This is a genomic window from Streptomyces sp. NPDC001157, from assembly GCF_053598255.1.
This window is the reverse complement of the sequence record NZ_JBSFJW010000057.1, coordinates 26,522-42,840: the sequence shown is the minus strand read 5'-3', so window position 1 is coordinate 42,840 and position 16,319 is coordinate 26,522. Positions and strand designations below refer to the sequence as shown.

17 protein-coding genes are annotated in these 16,319 nt (G+C 69.8%); 8 read left to right on the top strand and 9 right to left on the bottom strand.

The window, feature by feature from the left end:
- A partial coding sequence (locus tag ACWDAG_RS45205) for an amino acid permease (protein WP_450701407.1) occupies positions 1-513 on the top strand: 513 nt, incomplete at its 5' end.
- A 32-nt stretch (positions 514-545) separates the two neighbouring features.
- On the opposite strand, the gene ACWDAG_RS45200 is transcribed toward ACWDAG_RS45205, so the two are convergent.
- The 3 genes from ACWDAG_RS45200 to ACWDAG_RS45190 all read right to left on the bottom strand — a co-directional run bounded on the left by ACWDAG_RS45200 (position 546) and on the right by ACWDAG_RS45190 (position 3,370).
- Positions 546-890, bottom strand: a complete 345-nt coding sequence (locus tag ACWDAG_RS45200; protein ID WP_450701406.1) for an ArsR/SmtB family transcription factor — start codon at positions 888-890, stop codon at positions 546-548.
- Positions 887-1,345, bottom strand: a complete 459-nt coding sequence (locus ACWDAG_RS45195) for an SRPBCC domain-containing protein (protein ID WP_450701405.1) — start codon at positions 1,343-1,345, stop codon at positions 887-889. The genes ACWDAG_RS45200 and ACWDAG_RS45195 overlap by 4 nt, the downstream gene beginning before the upstream one ends.
- A gap of 114 nt (positions 1,346-1,459) precedes the next feature.
- Complete coding sequence (locus ACWDAG_RS45190; protein ID WP_450701411.1) at positions 1,460-3,370, bottom strand: ABC transporter ATP-binding protein; 1,911 nt, start codon at positions 3,368-3,370, stop codon at positions 1,460-1,462.
- A gap of 165 nt (positions 3,371-3,535) precedes the next feature.
- On the opposite strand from ACWDAG_RS45190, the gene ACWDAG_RS45185 reads away from it, so the two are divergent.
- Positions 3,536-4,525, top strand: a complete 990-nt coding sequence (locus tag ACWDAG_RS45185; protein ID WP_450701404.1) for a lysylphosphatidylglycerol synthase transmembrane domain-containing protein — start codon at positions 3,536-3,538, stop codon at positions 4,523-4,525.
- Positions 4,526-4,540: 15 nt separating this feature from the next.
- Here the strand turns inward: ACWDAG_RS45185 and ACWDAG_RS45180 are convergent, their stop codons facing one another.
- The gene (locus tag ACWDAG_RS45180) at positions 4,541-5,257 is read right to left on the bottom strand and encodes an SDR family oxidoreductase (RefSeq protein ID WP_450701403.1); all 717 of its coding nucleotides are present in this window, start codon (positions 5,255-5,257) and stop codon (positions 4,541-4,543) included.
- A gap of 104 nt (positions 5,258-5,361) precedes the next feature.
- Here ACWDAG_RS45180 and ACWDAG_RS45175 point away from each other — a divergent pair, with 104 nt between their 5' ends.
- Positions 5,362-6,126 carry a crotonase/enoyl-CoA hydratase family protein gene (locus ACWDAG_RS45175; protein ID WP_450701402.1) on the top strand — a complete coding sequence of 255 codons (765 nt, stop codon included), beginning with the start codon at positions 5,362-5,364 and terminating at the stop codon, positions 6,124-6,126.
- On the opposite strand, the gene ACWDAG_RS45170 is transcribed toward ACWDAG_RS45175, so the two are convergent.
- Entirely contained in the window at positions 6,113-6,583 is a 471-nt protein-coding gene (locus ACWDAG_RS45170) for a hypothetical protein (RefSeq protein ID WP_450701401.1), read from the bottom strand. The two genes, ACWDAG_RS45175 and ACWDAG_RS45170, sit on opposite strands and share 14 nt — an antisense overlap.
- 72 nt (positions 6,584-6,655) lie before the next feature.
- Positions 6,656-7,012, bottom strand: a complete 357-nt coding sequence (locus ACWDAG_RS45165) for a hypothetical protein (protein ID WP_450701400.1) — start codon at positions 7,010-7,012, stop codon at positions 6,656-6,658.
- Positions 7,013-7,302: 290 nt separating this feature from the next.
- On the opposite strand from ACWDAG_RS45165, the gene ACWDAG_RS45160 reads away from it, so the two are divergent.
- Entirely contained in the window at positions 7,303-8,571 is a 1,269-nt protein-coding gene (locus ACWDAG_RS45160; RefSeq protein WP_450701399.1) for a transcriptional regulator, read from the top strand.
- 101 nt (positions 8,572-8,672) lie between these two features.
- On the opposite strand, the gene ACWDAG_RS45155 is transcribed toward ACWDAG_RS45160, so the two are convergent.
- A complete protein-coding gene (locus ACWDAG_RS45155; RefSeq protein WP_450701412.1) occupies positions 8,673-9,491 on the bottom strand; it encodes a hypothetical protein in 819 nt (272 codons plus the stop codon).
- Between the two features lie 234 nt (positions 9,492-9,725).
- Here ACWDAG_RS45155 and ACWDAG_RS45150 point away from each other — a divergent pair, with 234 nt between their 5' ends.
- Positions 9,726-10,832, top strand: coding sequence for a mechanosensitive ion channel family protein (locus ACWDAG_RS45150; RefSeq protein WP_450701398.1), 1,107 nt, complete (start codon positions 9,726-9,728; stop codon positions 10,830-10,832).
- Between the two features lie 31 nt (positions 10,833-10,863).
- Here ACWDAG_RS45150 and ACWDAG_RS45145 read toward each other — a convergent pair whose 3' ends face one another.
- A complete protein-coding gene (locus tag ACWDAG_RS45145) occupies positions 10,864-12,402 on the bottom strand; it encodes a M1 family metallopeptidase (RefSeq protein WP_450701397.1) in 1,539 nt (512 codons plus the stop codon).
- A gap of 220 nt (positions 12,403-12,622) precedes the next feature.
- Between ACWDAG_RS45145 and ACWDAG_RS45140 the strand changes: the two genes are divergently transcribed.
- The 3 genes from ACWDAG_RS45140 (at position 12,623) to ACWDAG_RS45130 (ending at position 15,857) form a co-directional block, all read left to right on the top strand.
- Positions 12,623-14,842, top strand: coding sequence for an NADP-dependent isocitrate dehydrogenase (locus ACWDAG_RS45140; protein ID WP_450701396.1), 2,220 nt, complete (start codon positions 12,623-12,625; stop codon positions 14,840-14,842).
- Between the two features lie 343 nt (positions 14,843-15,185).
- Entirely contained in the window at positions 15,186-15,464 is a 279-nt protein-coding gene (locus ACWDAG_RS45135) for a hypothetical protein (RefSeq protein WP_450701395.1), read from the top strand.
- 93 nt (positions 15,465-15,557) lie between these two features.
- Positions 15,558-15,857, top strand: a complete 300-nt coding sequence (locus ACWDAG_RS45130; RefSeq protein ID WP_450701394.1) for a hypothetical protein — start codon at positions 15,558-15,560, stop codon at positions 15,855-15,857.
- Between the two features lie 37 nt (positions 15,858-15,894).
- On the opposite strand, the gene ACWDAG_RS45125 is transcribed toward ACWDAG_RS45130, so the two are convergent.
- Entirely contained in the window at positions 15,895-16,236 is a 342-nt protein-coding gene (locus tag ACWDAG_RS45125; protein WP_450701393.1) for a DUF5713 family protein, read from the bottom strand.
- Positions 16,237-16,319 lie beyond the last annotated feature (83 nt).

Here is a 16,319-nt window from a genome sequence, read left to right as displayed (position 1 = left end):
TCGGTGCTGTCCTGTCTCAACTCCGGCCTGTACACCGCCTCACGCATGGCGTTCTCGCTGGCCCGGCGCAGCGACGCCCCCGCCTCCTTCGGCCGCACCACGCGGCGCGGCGTTCCGCAGGCGGCCATCCTGGCCTCGGTGGTCTTCGGCTTCGTCGCGGTCGCCTTCAACTACCTGTGGCCGGACACGGTCTTCCAGTTCCTGCTCAACTCCTCCGGTGCGATCGCCCTGTTCGTGTGGCTGGTGATCTGCTTCTCGCAGCTGCGGATGCGCAGGATCATCGAGCGGGAGACCCCGGAGAAGCTCGTCGTCAGGATGTGGCTCTACCCCTACCTGACCTGGGCCACCATCGCCCTGATCACCTTCGTCCTCGGCTACATGCTCACCGACACGGCCGACGGCGGCGGACGCGACCAGGTGGTCCTGTCCACCCTGGTGGCGCTCGCTGTGGTCGTCTTCGCGCTGGCCCGCGAGCGGGTGGGCCGGAAGCGGGACGCGCTGGTCTCGTCGTAGGACCGGGCACTTGCGGGTGGTATCGGGCCGTCTCAGGGCCCGGTGCCACCCTCTGCCAGCTCCTTGATCGCCTGCAGGCGGTCCTCCCAGCGGGCGGCGAGTTCGTCCATCCAGCGCGTGGCCTGCTTGAGCGGCTCCAGGTGGGCCTCGTAGCGGACCTCACGCCCGGCCCGGTGCGCGCGGACCAGTCCCGCACGGTCCAGGACGGACAGGTGCTTGGCCACCGCCTGCCGGGTGACGGGCAGGCCGGCCGCCAGGGACGTCGGCGTCGCGCCGCCGTCGCGGGTGAGAGCGGCAAGGATCTCCCGGCGGATCGGGTCGGCCACGGCCACCAGGACGTCGTCCGGGGCCGGAAGACCCTCGGCGGTATGCGTCACGCCTCGGCCCGCTCGCAGTCCGCGCGCAACTGGTCCAGCTTGCCGGGCCAGTTGCCGCTGTTGGCCCGATGACGCACGGCCGCCTCGTCGGCGGGCAGGCCCAGCCGCGCGAAGCCGCTCTCGACCATGATCAGCCGGGTGCCCGCCGAGGACTCGTCCTCGGTCAGGGTGAACTCGACCAGGGTGGCGTTGGTGTCGTCCGGTTCTTCGCCCGCGGCGCCCTGGGACCACCGCCAGGAGAGGCGGCGCGGCGGCTCCACCGCCTCGACGCGGGCCGGGATGACTCCATGCACCCCGTGGTCGAAGACGAGCAGGCCGCCCGGGCGGAGATCGACCTTGACCGGCTCACCGTTGCCGAACCAGCGGCCGAGGAAGGCGGGTTCCGTGAGCACGGTCCAGACCCTCTCCCGGGGTGCGCCGATCACGATGGAACGTTCGATCATGTCGGGGATCACGGCAGCCTCGTCTCCTTCGGATCATCTGGATCATCCGGATCGGACGCCCCGGATGCGCAACCCAACGGTTGCACATCGTCACCCAACGCGCAACTGGCTGGTTGCACATCTGCTCTACGCCACCACCTCGACCGGCGCCGCACCCCCCTCGCCGTCCCGCTCCGCGCCGTTGCGCTCCTCGAACTGCGTCCGATGAAGCTCCGCATACCTCCCGCCGGCCAGCAGCAGTTCCTCGTGCGTGCCCCGTTCCACGATCAGCCCGCCCTCGATCACCAGGATCACGTCCGCCGCCCGCACCGTGGACAGCCGGTGGGCGATCACGACCGCGGTGCGACCCTCCAGCGCTTCGGCCAGGGCCTCCTGGACGGCGGCCTCCGAGGTGTTGTCGAGGTGGGCGGTGGCCTCGTCGAGGATGACCACGCGCTGACGGGCCAGCAGCAGCCGGGCGATGGTCATGCGCTGGCGTTCGCCTCCGGAGAGACGGTAGCCGCGTTCGCCGACGACCGTGTCGAGACCGTCCGGCAGGGACCGTACGAGATCGTCGAGACGGGAGCGGCGCAGGGCGTCCCACAGTTCCGCCTCGGTGGCGGTGGGGGCGGCGAGCAGGAGGTTGGCGCGCACCGTGTCGTGGAAGAGGTGGCCGTCCTGGGTGACCATGCCGAGGGTGGCGCGCAGGGAGGCGGCGGTCAGGTCGCGGACGTCGGTGCCGCCGACGCGTACGGCGCCCCCGTCGACGTCGTAGAGGCGCGGAAGCAGTCCGGCGATGGTCGACTTGCCCGCGCCGGAGGAGCCGACGAGTGCGACGGTCTGGCCCGGTTCGGCGCGGAAGGAGATGCCGTGCAGGACCTCGGCGCCGCCCCGGGTGTCCAGACTCGCGACCTCCTCCAGGGAGGCCAGGGAGACCTTGTCGGCGGACGGGTAGGCGAAGCGGACGTCGTCGAACTCGACGGAGACCGGGCCTTCGGGCACGGCGCGCGCGTCCGGTTTCTCCTCGATCAGGGGCTTGAGGTCGAGCACCTCGAAGACCCGCTCGAAGCTGACCAGGGCGCTCATCACCTCGACGCGCGCCCCGGCGAGCGCGGTCAGCGGCGCGTACATGCGGGTCAGCAGCAGCGCCAGCGACACGACCGCGCCCGGTTCCAGGCTGCCGCGCAGCGCGAACCAGCCACCCAGGCCGTAGACCAGGGCGAGGGCCAGGGAGGAGACCAGGGTCAGGGCCGTGATGAACACCGACTGGGCCGTCGCGGTGCGCACGCCGATCTCCGCGACCCGGCGGGCGCGGGCCGCGAACTCCACCGACTCCTCCTCCGGCCGCCCGAAGAGCTTGACGAGCGTGGCTCCCGGGGCGGAGAACCGCTCGGTCATCCGGGTGCCCATCGCCGCGTTGAGGGTGGCCGCCTCCCGCTGCATACGGGCCATGCGGCTGCCCATGCGCCGGGCGGGGATCACGAACACCGGCAGCAGCACCAGCGCGAGCAGGGTGATCTGCCAGGACAGCGTGAGCATGACGGCGAGCGTGAGCAGCAGGGTGACCAGATTGCTGACCACTCCGGACAGGGTGTTGCTGAACGCACGCTGCGCGCCGATGACGTCGTTGTTGAGACGGGAGACCAGCGCTCCCGTACGTGTGCGTGTGAAGAACGCGACCGGCATCCGCTGCACATGATCGAACACAGCCGTGCGCAGATCGAGGATGAGTCCCTCCCCGAGCGTCGCCGAAAGCCTCCTGCCCAGGATGCCGAGGGCCGCCTCCGCGACCGCGATGAGCGCGATGAGCAGGGCGAGGCGTACGACCTTGGCCTCGTCGCCGCCCGACACGATCGCGTTCACGACACGCCCGGCCAGTACGGGGGTCGCGACGGCGAGCAGCGCGGTCACCACCCCGAGCACCACGAACTGCGCCATGCGGGCGCGGTGCGGGCGGGCGAAGGCGGCGATGCGGCGCAGCGTGGCGCGCGCCAGAGGGCGCCGCTCCTGCTCGGCGTTCATGACACTGTGCAACTGCATCCAGGCGGTGGTCTCCATGCTCATGAGAGAGACCGTAGGACCTCAAGCAACATTGAGGTCAATGTTTTCCTGGCCTCCCCCGCGAAGGACCCGATGACCGTACGCAAGCCGCTGTCCCCGCTTCAGCCGCTGTCCCCGCTTCCGCAACCCGCCGTTGGCGCGGCCTGGAAACCCTCTGCGGATGTGACTGCGGTACACCTTCCCCAAGGGCCACTCCCCCGAGGACGATTCCCCAGACGCGTCCCGGCCCGTGTGCTCCGGCAGATCCTGTGTCTGCTGCCGCTGCTGCTCGTGTCCGTCGTGGCCGTGCAGCACCGCTCGGTCCTCGTCGAGGGCTTCGGCCATCTGCGGGCCGCCGAGTGGCCCTGGCTGCTGGCTGCGGCCGGCGCCACCTGTCTGACCTGGGTGGCGGCCGCCTTCACCCGGCAGGGCGCGGTCGTCGACCGGCTGCCCAAGCGGCGGCTGCTCGCCACGCAGTTCGCGGCGGGCTCGGCCAACCACCTGCTGCCGACCGGCCTCGGCGCGGGCGCGGTGAACCTGCGCTTCATGACCGTGTGCGGGATTCCGCTCGCCCGTTCCTCCGCCGCGCTGGCGCTGTATCTGCTGGCTGAGTCGGTCACCCGGGTCGGCCTGCTGGTCGCACTGCTGCTCGCCTTCCCCGACGCGCTGCGGTTCGGCAACCTGCTGCCCGAGGGCTCCGTGGGGCCGCTGCTGCTCACGGTCGGCGCGGTCGCGGCCGTGGCCGCGGGGCTCCTGCTGCTCGTCCGCCGGGTGCGGACGGCCGCAATGTCCTTCCTGCGCACGGCACTGTGCGAGCTGCGCTCGGTGCACACCCGTCCGTCCCGGGCGCTGGCCCTGTGGGGCGGTTCGCTCGCCTTCCCCGCGCTGCAGGCGGCGGGGCTGGTCCTGGTCGGTCTTTCGCTGGGGCTGCCGGTGCCGCCCGTGCACATGGCGGTCGCGTATCTGGCGGCGACGGTCGCCGTCGCGCTGGTGCCGACGCCGGGCGGGCTCGGCTCGGTGGAGGCGGCGCTGGTCGTGGCGCTGGTGGCGGCGGGCGGTCCGGTGGCCGTGGCGACGGCGGTGGTGCTCGCCTACCGGATCATCACGGTGTGGCTCCCGCTGCTGCCGGGCGCGCTGACGCTGGGTGCGCTGGTACGGCTGAAGGTGATCTGAACCGGCTCCCGGAGCTCACCAGGGAATCGGTTTCCCGTCCCGGAAGAACCCACCGGTCGGCCCGGCGTCAGGCAGCGTGGCCGCCCACACGATCCCGGCGGCCCCTTCGGCGACGGGGCGTCCGCCATGGCTGCCCATGTCGGTGGCCACCCAGCCGGGACAGATCGCGTTGACCAGGATGCGATGCCGGCGCAACTCCCCGGCCAGCAGGCAGGTCAGGGCGTTGAGCGCGGCCTTGGAGACGCTGTAGGCAGGAGTGCCGCCGCTCATCGACTGCAGCGAACCGCCCTCGCTGCTCACCATCACGACCCGCGGATGCGGGCTTCGCTGCAGCAGCGGCAGCAGCGCCTGGGTGACCCGCCAGGCCCCGAACAGATTGGTGTCCAGGGCCCGTTGGACCTCACCGAGATCGGCCGATCGGGCCTGCGCCCAGGTGTCGTACAGGATCGCCGCGTTGTTGACGACCACGTCCACGCGCCCCAGGTTCCCGCTCACCCAGTCGGCCATGGCGGCCACGCTCGCCGCGTCGGAGACATCGAGCTGCACCGCGCTCACCCGCTCGCCGCCCGGGTCGATGCGCGCGGCGGCGGAGCGCCCCTTGGCGAGGTCGCGGGAACCGAGCACCACGTGGTGGCCGCGGCCGGCGAGCTGCCGTACCACCTCGTACCCGATACCGCGGTTGGCGCCGGTCACGAGGGCGACCGGCGCCGCGCCCGCATGTGCAGCTGCCATCAGGAACACTCCCTCTGTACGGTGTTCCAGCCTCGCACAGCCGTTCCACGAACGCCCCGCCGGTCGCCGCCCGCGCCGGCACTGTCGGAGAAAGGTGCTGCAGCATGCCGGTCCGTACCGAACGCCAGGGACACGTCACGACGGTCGTCCTCTCCCGCCCGGACGTGCGCAACGCGGTGGACGGTCCGACGGCCGCCGAACTCGTCGCCGCCTTCCGGGAGTTCGAGGCGGACGACGAGGCGCGGGTGGCGGTGCTGTGGGGCGAGGGCGGCACGTTCTGCGCGGGCGCCGATCTCAAGGCACTCGGCACCGACCGCGGCAACCTGGTCGCGGAGGACGGCGACGGCCCGATGGGACCGACGCGGCTTCGGCTGTCCAAGCCGGTGATCGCCGCCGTCGCGGGGCATGCCGTGGCCGGTGGCCTCGAGCTGGCGCTCTGGTGCGATCTGCGGGTCGCCGAGGAGGACGCCGTCTTCGGCGTGTTCTGCCGCCGCTGGGGCGTCCCGCTGATCGACGGCGGCACGGTACGGCTGCCCCGGCTGATCGGGCAGAGCCGCGCCCTGGACATGATCCTCACGGGGCGGGCCGTGCAGGCCCGGGAGGCGTACGACATGGGGCTGGCCAACCGGCTCGTCCCCACCGGCACGGCACGCACCGAGGCGGAGACCCTGGCCGCCGAGATCGCCCGCTTCCCGCAGGCATGCCTGCGGGGCGACCGGGCGTCGGTACTGGAGCAGGACGGGTTGGCAGAGGAGGAGGCCATGCGCGGCGAACTCCGTTACAGCATGGGGGTGTTGGCGGAGGGTCTGGAAGGGGCGGCGCGGTTCGCGGCGGGTGCGGGGAGGGGCGGGTCGTTCACGGACGTGTGACGGATGAACCTGCGGTGGAGCCGGAGACGTGCGGCTTCGAAGACGTGACGAAGTCGTAGAGCCGCGTCCGGGATGCCTCTCGCTCCTGATCGAGCTCCGTGCGTGTCTCCGCGCGGTTGATTCGGTCGATCGACTTCAGCGCATGCCGACTGGCTGCGACCAGCCCTGGCTCATCGGTGAGCAGTTCCACCCGGAACATCGCCTCCAACGCGGCGGCCCTCAACCTCTGTTCCTCCCTCCGCAGGCCACGCAGATCGGATTCGGCCTGCTGCTCGTGCTTCGCGAACCAGAGGTCCAGCTGGCCACGGCGATAGTTCGCGAGCGCACCCGCGAAGGCGCAGTAGGCGTCGATTCGCTCCTGCCGCAGCCGCTCGCTCCGCGTGAACTGCTCGGCCCGGCCGGCAGTGCGCCGCTGGAACAGGTACGTCAGCCCGGACCCCAGGAGCGTGCCGAGCACGGCTATGACGCTCGTCGCAACAACTTCCATGTCCTACAGATACATCGAGAGCGGTCGCGAAGGTCCCATGGATCATGTGCGGACCTTCACCGTAACCGGCCCACCCGTCGGATCGACCCGGCCGTTCCAGCGGGCCGTCAGTCTGATGGGGCGGTTCGGGACGGCCGTGTGGAGGCGTTGGCGGTGCAGTACGTTGCCATTCTGGGTGATGTGGAGGATCGGGGGGTACAGCAGCGTCGTCGTGCGCAGGACGTACGGGTGGCGGTCGGTGGAGCTCACGCGGTTCGGGGCTATCCAGCGCAAGGGCGGCTCCACGGCCAAGGGCACGCCGACCGGCCAATCGGCGCCCGCGAGCCACTCCCGGAGGGCCGCGGCCACATGCGCACCCTCGCCCTCGGCCGTCGCCGGACTCTCCACGGCGTGCAGCACGCTGCCGACGGCGAGTCCTCGGGCAGGCGAACAGAAGCGGCGCTGGTGGCAGCGACCCCGCTGACAGCGCACACCGCCGCGGGGCCACGAACAGCGTGAGCGCCGCTGGACAGAACAGGCTGTGAACACGGCTTGACGTAGGTCATCCAGGTATGTTCGCGACCTTCATCCATCGCGGGCCGTGAGTTCACTCTTGCCTTGCAGGACTGTCCGGGCCACGCAGGCCTGGCGTGTCGGCGTGGCCAGGAGGGTAGAGCTCTCTCGGACGTGCCGTTGGCCCGGGGGTGCATGTGGACGCGCAATTATGGCTGGGCCTGGTGGGCGCGCTGATAGCCGTCGGCGGGTTGTACTACGCGTGGCGTGCATTGGACCAGGCTGTCGTCGGAGAGTCTCGAGCGTCCTTCGTCAAGGAACGGACGGACCTCCGTCAACGGTTCGGGCAGCTGTGTGAGATGGCCGCTGACATGCATGTTCTCGCCCGCCCTTCACTGGAGCGGATCGGCGGTACCTCGTTGCTGTGGGAGGAGAGCATGCGCCCGCCGGCTCCTGTTCCGTTGTCGGCGGTGATGTTGGAATGGCAGGACACGCCGCCTCCCGCCAACCTGCCGTTGCTCCAGGCGGCACGGCGTTGCCTGCCCAAGGAGTCGAAAGCGAACCGTTACGAACGCTATTCGTCGGCCATGGGAGCCCTGGCGCGTCCCACCCTCTTCGAAGATCGCCCGTCCTTTCGCCTTGTGCGGACCGACTGGTCTCATCCGGGAGGGCCTCGTCTGGTCTTCGGCAGCGGTCAGTACTTCGATCTCATCGATCAGAACGAGGCTGTGGCTCACGAACTTGCCGTAGCCACGAGACGGACGCCCGAAGAGAGACCTCCCTGGCGAGCGGTACCAATGCGCAGGCTCCTGGCCGACGATCCGCTTTCGCTCGCGAAACGGGTCGTTCTCCCTGCCGTCGGCACACTGACTCTGCGCCGTACTCCCGATGGCCAGGGCACGTTCTTTCTCCTCTACCGAGGGGCCGGGCAGGTAGCCACGGGAGAAGGCACCTATGGGCCACTCCCCGCCGGCATGGTTCAGCCTGCGTCGTTCTCGCCTCTGGCGCACCGTCGGGACCTGGATCTCTGGCGGACCATCATGCGTGAATACAACGAGGAGTTACTAGGAGCGCCAGAGGCCAAAGGGGACTCGGGCACCGAAGTGGACTACGGGCAGCCTCCGTACAGCTCACTCAATGCTGCTCTGACGGACGGCTCGTTGCGTGTGTGGTGTCTGGGAATGGCGTTGGAGCCTTTGAACCTTGCTGTCTGCCTTCTGACCGTGGCGGTATTCGAAGCGGACACATTCGACAGGATCTTCGCTGAGGCGGTCGAGAGCAACGACGAAGGCCGTGTCATCAGCGGACCACGTTCAAACGGGACCATCACCGGACTGCCGCTCGACGATGCCAGCGTCAACGATCTCCCGTCGAACCGTATGTCGTCTCCCGCCGCAGGGTTGCTCCAACTGGCATTGCAACACAGGGACGTTCTGCTGGCGGCTCCCGATCCTTTCCAAGCATGAAGGGGCTGTCGACAGAGACGGCCGCCTGGGAGGAGCGCGGGTGGCTGGTCAGGGGAAGACGGACAGCGCTGCTGAGTTGTGAGATGAGAGGCTCTGGACGTTCAGTCGAACGCCACAACCAGGCGGACACCGTCATCACCGAAGCGGCCTGCCATGGCCTTCATCACGGCGAAGACATGTGGCCAGTGCGTTTCAGGGCCCAGGACGGCGCCGACGGTCAGCGGTTCGTATGTGCACATCACTTCGTCGGTGGTCCACTCCACGCGGCCTGTCGCGCTGTGCAGGTCCGCGGGTGGCGTGCCTACCGCGGACAGAGTCTCCGGTGGCCAGGAATCGGACACGAGTTGTTGGTGCAGTGTCGATGGCAGCGATTTCGTGCGCCAGGTGAGCCGGCCGATGAACTGATCGGGCGGGGTCGCGAGATCCATCGAAGCGAGCTCCGCCCAGGTGACCCAGGTCGCGCCGTGCAGGTCACCCGCTGCAACCCAGGGCCCCAACTGCGAACGCATCCCGCTCGACAGATCGACGGGAAGGCCGCGCTCCGGTGCGAGTGGTGGGAAGCCCGCGTCATTGCGCACTCCGAAGAGACAGCCGAAGGCCACGCAGTCGGTCTGATCATACAGCGGCCAAAGATCCATGGCGGCTACCCACGGCTCGCCGTCGTAGTAGTCGGTGTCGACGCCGGGGTGACGAAACTCGGTGCCGCCGTGGATGTCGGTACTCACGGTGCGGCACCGTAACAGCGCCGACCTGGACAGACACTCGAGTTTGTCGGCAGGCCAGCAACGGAGGCGGGCCGTGTCCCCGTCGATGCGCAGGATGCAGTCTCTGAAGCAGGCGAACCCGGTGCCGATGACGCCGCGCTCCGGGCAGACGACCAGTGCCTTGGTGCCGGACGTGTCCTGGTCGACCGCGAGCACCGCACCTGTCGTCGCGCTTCTCCCCCTCGAACGCCTTCGTGTCCACTGCCCTCGGCGATCACTGCGCGCCAGCCTGCCGCCGTACCGCGCGCCGCGTCAAGCAATGCCGATCGGGCCGTCGCCCGGCGCTGGCCGTCGTCTGAAACCGCACCGTCCGGGCGACCACCGGGTACGAACTCATGTGCGGAATAGGGCAGGATGAGCGGCTGCACATCCCGAACTTGGAGGTAGCCGGTGAACCGAGCGCTCACCGTGGACGACCTGGTCATCGCCTCAGTCGCGCTGGCAGCGGGCCTGTTGGCCGCGTTCCTGTTGCGCATGCTGCTGCGCTGGCTGGGCAAGCACGCCGACCGCACCCGCTGGAGCGGCGACGACGTCATCGTCGACGCGCTGCGCACGGTGGTGCCGTGGGCGGCGATCGTGGGCGGCGCGGCCTCCGCGGGAGCGGCGCTGCCGCTGACCAGGACGGTCCAGAACCACGTCAACCAGGTGCTGACGGTGGTGCTCATCTTCGTCGTCACGGTGACGGCGGCCCGGGTGATCGCCGGTCTGGTGCGGGCGGTCACCACCTCCCGCTCCGGGGTCGCCGGATCGGCCACGATCTTCGTGAACATCACCCGGGTGCTGGTCCTGGCGATCGGCTTCCTCGTGGTGCTGCAGACGCTGGGCATCTCGATCGCGCCGCTGCTCACCGCCCTGGGCGTGGGCGGTCTGGCGGTCGCGCTGGCGCTGCAGGACACTCTCGCCAACCTCTTCGCGGGCATCCACATCCTCGCCTCGAAGACCGTGCAGCCCGGCGACTACATCCGGCTGAGCAGCGGCGAGGAGGGCTACGTCGAGGACATCAACTGGCGTCAGACGACCGTGCGCGCGCTCTCCAACAATCTGGTCGTCATCCCCAACGGGGAGCTGGCGAAGGCGAACATGACCAACTTCATGCGCCCCGAGCAGAAGTTGACGATCCTCGTCCAGGTCGGTGTCGCCTACGACAGCGACCTGGAGCACGTCGAGCGCGTGACCATGGACGTCATCGCCGAGGTGATGACCCGGGTCGACGGAGCGGTCCCGGATCACGAGCCGGCGATCCGCTTCCACACCTTCGGCGACTCCCGGATCGGCTTCACCGTCATCCTGGGCGTGGGCGAGTTCAGCGACCAGTTCCGCATCAAGCACGAGTTCATCAAGGCCCTGCACAGGCGCTACCGCGAGGAGGGCATCCGCATTCCGGCGCCCGCGCGGACGGTGGCACTGCAGCAGGGTTCGGTGAGCATCCCGCAGCAGCGCGGTCCGCAGGAGACGGCCGTCGAGGCGGGCGAGGTGTCCTCGGCCCGCCTCGACTGAACGACTCCCCGGGGTCGGGGAGTCAACGCCCTCAGAGGGTCGCGGAGTTCTCGTGGTAGTGCCCGCCCCGGCGGCTGTGCGGTGAGGCCAGCGCCGAGTTCACCGGCTTGACCGTCCAGTCCGGGTGGCCGGGCATCCGCGGCGTCTTCGTACCGTAGAGCCAGTCCCTGAGGAAGCCGGACTGGTCCTGGCCGGAGACCTCCGAGGCGACGGCGATGTAGTCCTCCGTCGTCGCCGCGGAGTTGCGGTACCGGTCCAGGAAGCCGCGCTCGATGGCGTGGAAGACGTCCTCACCGACGACCTGGCGCAGCGCGTACAGGACCAGGACGCCGCCCGTGTAGCGCTGGCTGTCGAAGAGGTTGACCGCGTTCGGCGCGGCGACCGGGCCCGAGTCGTGCCGCCACTGGTCGCCGAGGCCGTACGTGTACTTCATACGGTCCTCGAAGGTGCTGTAGCCGAGCGAGTCGGTCCAGCCGCGCTCGTAGCGGTACAGCAGTCCGTAGTAGTCCGCGTGGCCCTCGTTCAGCCACAGATCGGCCCAGTTGGCGGGGCTGACGAGGTTGCCGAACCAGGAGTGGACCAGCTCGTGCATCATGTGCGAGCCGATCTTCTTCTCCTCCTGGAGCAGGAAGTTCGGCTTGTACAGGGTGAGGGTCTGGGTCTCCAGGCCCGTGAAGTCGAAGGCCTTCGGGTCGTCGGAGTTGCAGGGCAGCAGGCCGTACGTCTCGAAGGGGAACGCCCCGAGCCGCTGCTCCAGCCAGTCGACCAGCCCGGGGGTGAGCGCCAGCGCCGGTTCCAGAGCGGCGGCCCGGGCGGTCGGCACGACGTCGCGCAGCGGGAGCCCGTGCGGGCCCTGCCGGTCCTTGACCACGTAGTCGCCGACCGTGATCTGCACCAGCTCGGTGGCCATCGGCTCGCGGGAGCGGTACGAGTACGCGGTGCGGCCGTCGGCGAGGGTCTCGGTGCCGGTGAGCAGGCCGTTCGCGACGCCGCGCAGACCGGCGGGGGCGGTGACGCGGAAGCTGAAGTCCGCCTTGTCCAACGGGTGGTCGTTGCACGGGAAGACCGTGTGCGCCGAGTTCGGCTGCGGGCAGATCGCGAAGCCGTCCGGGGTGACGACCCAGGCGGTGTGCGGGAGGGTCCGGCTCGGATCGGCCCCGTACTCGACGCAGATCGTCACCCGGGCCTTCGCGGGCAGCGGGCGGAGGGGGGTGATGCGGAGCTTCTCGTCCGCCTGCTCGAAGGTGGCGGTGCGGCCGCCGACGCGCACGGAGCGTATGTCCAGGCCGAGGGCGTCCAGGGAGAGCCGGGTGAGCCCCTGGGTGGTGACGATCTTCAGGATCGCGGTGCCGTCGACGAGCTTGGTCGTGGCGTCGTAGGCGAGGTCGAGGTGGTAGGCGGCGACGCGGTAACCGTCGTTGCCGAGGCTCGGGTAGACGGTGTCGCCGAGGGCCTCGGCCCCCGGCGCGCCGGTGTCCCGCGGGGCTGCATGGGCCGTACCCCCGACGGCCATTGCCGCGGCCGTACCGATCAGGGCGGCCGGGGCCGTCACTCTGGTGCGATATCTCATGGTCAGCTTTCGCTCGGGCGGCCGGGTGGTCGGTTCCGGCCGTCGATGATCAGATGCACGATCTACATCCAGGACCAGGAGATCGGCCGTTTGGTTGCACCCCGCTGAGGCATTTCGGGTCCCGGAGTGTGGGACGTGTGGCCGGACCCCTGTCGAGCCCGCCTCGATCAGGAGATATCTTGATGTCGAGCAATGTTGCAGACGTGGAGCGGAGCACCCGGTGACTGACTCGACCATCTTCTATACGCACACTGACGAGGCCCCGGCCCTGGCGACGTATTCCTTCCTGCCGGTGGTCCAGGCGTACGCCTCGCAGGCGGGTGTCGCTGTGGAGACCCGTGACATCTCGCTGGCCGGGCGCATCATCGCCCTGTTCCCGGAGTACCTGACCGAGGACCAGCGGATCCCGGACGCCCTCCACGAGCTGGGCGAGCTGGCCAAGACGCCCGAGGCCAACATCATCAAGCTGCCGAATATCTCGGCGTCGATCCCGCAGCTGAAGGCCGCGATCGCCGAGCTGCAGGGCCAGGGTTACGCGCTGCCGAACTACCCGGACGACCCCAAGACCGACGAGGAGCGGGACGTCCAGGCCCGCTACGACAAGGTCAAGGGCTCCGCCGTGAACCCGGTGCTGCGTGAGGGCAACTCCGACCGGCGCGCCCCCGCCTCGGTCAAGAACTACGCCAAGACCCACCCGCACCGCATGGGCGCCTGGTCCGCGGACTCCCAGACCAACGTGGCGACCATGGGCGAGAACGACTTCCGCTCCACCGAGAAGTCCACGGTGATCTCCGAGGCCGGCGCGCTGCGCATCGAGCTGCTCGGCGAGGACGGCACCACCACGGTGCTGCGCGAGTCCGTACCGGTGCTCGCGGGCGAGGTCGTCGACGCCTCCGTGATGCGCGCCGCCGCGCTCAACGAGTTCCTCGCCGCGCAGGTCGCCCGCGCCAAGGCCGAGGGCGTGCTGTTCTCCGTGCACCTCAAGGCCACGATGATGAAGGTCTCCGACCCGATCGTCTTCGGTCACGTGGTGCGCGCCTTCTTCCCGAAGACCTTCGCGAAGTACGGCGAGACCCTCGCCGCGGCCGGTCTGTCCCCGAACGACGGTCTGGGCGGCATCTACAAGGGCCTGGAGGCCCTGCCGGAGGGTGCCGAGATCAAGGCCTCCTTCGACGCCGAGCTCGCCGAGGGCCCGGCCCTTGCGATGGTCGACTCCGACAAGGGCATCACCAACCTGCACGTGCCGTCCGACGTGATCGTCGACGCCTCGATGCCGGCCATGATCCGCACCTCCGGCCACATGTGGGGCCCGGACGGCCAGGAGGCCGACACCCTCGCGGTCCTGCCGGACTCCTCCTACTCCGGCGTCTACCAGGCCGTCATCGACGACTGCCGTGCCAACGGCGCCTACGACCCCGCCACCATGGGCTCGGTCCCGAACGTCGGCCTGATGGCGCAGAAGGCCGAGGAGTACGGCTCCCACGACAAGACCTTCGAGATCAAGAAGGCCGGCACGGTCCGTCTGGTCGACCAGGCCGGCAATGTCGTCCTGGAGCAGCCGGTCGCCCCCGGCGACATCTTCCGCGCCTGCCAGACCAAGGACGCGCCGATCCGCGACTGGGTGAAGCTGGCCGTCACCCGCGCCCGCGCCACCGGCGACCCGGCGGTGTTCTGGCTGGACGAGACCCGCGGCCACGACGCCGTGATCATCGAGAAGGTCAAGCAGTACCTGCCGGAGCACGACACCGAGGGCCTGGACATCCGTATCCTCGCCCCGGTCGAGGCGACCAAGCTGTCGATCGAGCGCATCCGCCGCGGCGAGAACACGATCTCGGTGACCGGCAACGTGCTGCGTGACTACCTCACCGACCTCTTCCCCATCCTGGAGCTCGGCACCAGCGCCAAGATGCTGTCGGTCGTCCCGCTGATGGCGGGCGGCGGCCTGTTCGAGACGGGCGCCGGCGGCTCCGCGCCGAAGCACGTCCAGCAGCTGGTCAAGGAGAACTACCTGCGCTGGGACTCGCTGGGCGAGTTCTTCGCGCTGGTGCCGTCCCTGGAGCAGTACGCCACGGCCACCGGCAACACCCGCGCCAAGGTCCTGGCCGACACCCTCGACCGCGCCACGGCGACCTTCCTCAACGAGGACAAGTCCCCGACCCGCCGCGTCGGCGGCATCGACAACCGCGGCAGCCACTTCTACCTGTCCCTTTACTGGGCGCAGGAGCTGGCGGCGCAGACCGACGACGCGGACCTGGCGAAGGCCTTCGCCCCGCTCGCGGAGACGCTCACCGCCAACGAGCAGAAGATCGTCGAGGAGCTGCTCGCCGTCCAGGGCAAGCCGGCCGACATCGGCGGCTACTACCAGCCGGACCCGGCGAAGGCCGCCGCGGTCATGCGCCCCTCGGCCACCTGGAACGCGGCGCTGGCGTCCCTGAGCTGACGCCCGGGCCCGACGGGCCCGTGAGGTTCCCCGCCCCGGCAGGCATCCCGCCTGCCGGGGCGGACCCGTCCCGTGCGCCGGCCACCCCGGCCGCCCGCGGCGTGAACGGCTGAGCGCCAGCGGTGAGTTGACGGGCCGTCACCCACCCTGGTGCGGTCAGGTGCGCGTTCGGCCTCGCCTCATGCCCCGATCTCCGCCTCACCCACGCCGGCGCGCTCAGGTCCCTGGAGGACACCCGCCTGGTCATGGAGGAGGCGGCCCGGGGACTGGAGGGCACAGAGGCGCGCAGCGCCATGGGGCAGGCCTACACCCGGCTGATCACGGAGCGGCCCGACCGGCTGGCATGCAACTCCAGTCCTACGTCACCGTGGCCGCCGCCGAGGCCGCGGGCGACCACACCTTCGGCGAGGAGATCCGGGCCGCCTGGACCAGGCTCTGGGAGACGGCGCACGCGCCATTGGGTGCCGACACCACCGAGACCTCGGCCTTCATGGCCTGCGGGATGCTGCTGGGCGCCCTGACGACGATGGGGTTTCCGCCCGGCCACCGGGTGTGGGAATGGGTCGGCTCGGCCCTCAAACCTCCGGCTGTGACTCCGAGTCCGACCACCGGGCCATGGTGAACGCCACCAACGGCCTACCACGGCAGGCGACCGACGGCCCGGCTCGGTCTACTGATCAGAAGGAGAGCGAACAGAGTCGGAGGAGGCCGTCAGATGGCTGTTGTGATGTCCCTGACCTGGGCAGGGGTCACGCCCCAGCAGTACGACACCGTCCGGCAACTGGTCGACTGGGAGCAGGACCAACCGGACGGCGCCGTCCTGCACGTGGCCTGGTTCGACGGAGGCGCGCTGCACGTCACCGACGTATGGAATGCCCAGTCCGACTTCGAGCGGTTCTTCGCCGGACGGCTGGCGCCCGCCGTCAAGGAAGCCGGCATCTCCGGCGAGCCGGAGTCCACGTTCTCGCCGCTCCACCGGCGTTTCGTGGCCTCGGGGGTCAGCGGCGGCGGCTGAGGCACGCCCAGCCGGTCCCCGAACAGGGGCTGACGGTTCACCACTCCCGGGTGGCGATCAACTTCTCCGCGTCCGCGCCCTCGAAGCCGTAGGCCTGGGCGATGAACCAGAAGTCGCCGCCGATCTCCTCCCGTGCCACGGTCTCGATCTCGCTTCCCGCCGCGTCGAACTCCGCCTCCAGGACGTTGAACTCCTCCGTGGCCGCCTGCGTCAGGACATAGAGCGCGGCGAGGTCGGCGGGCCGCTCGGCCTCGATGCGCTCGCACAGGGCCAGCAGGATCGCCTTGCCGCGGTCCAGCACCTGGTCGGGAAAGTAGTCGTCCTCGTACAGCACTTCCAGAAAGGCGTGCTTGGCGACCTGCTGATTGGTGATGCGCATGCCGCTCCCCCACCGGTGCTCGTTGAACGAAGCTCGGCCACACCGTATACGCTTCGCGGACGCACGGAAATCACGCGGCGACC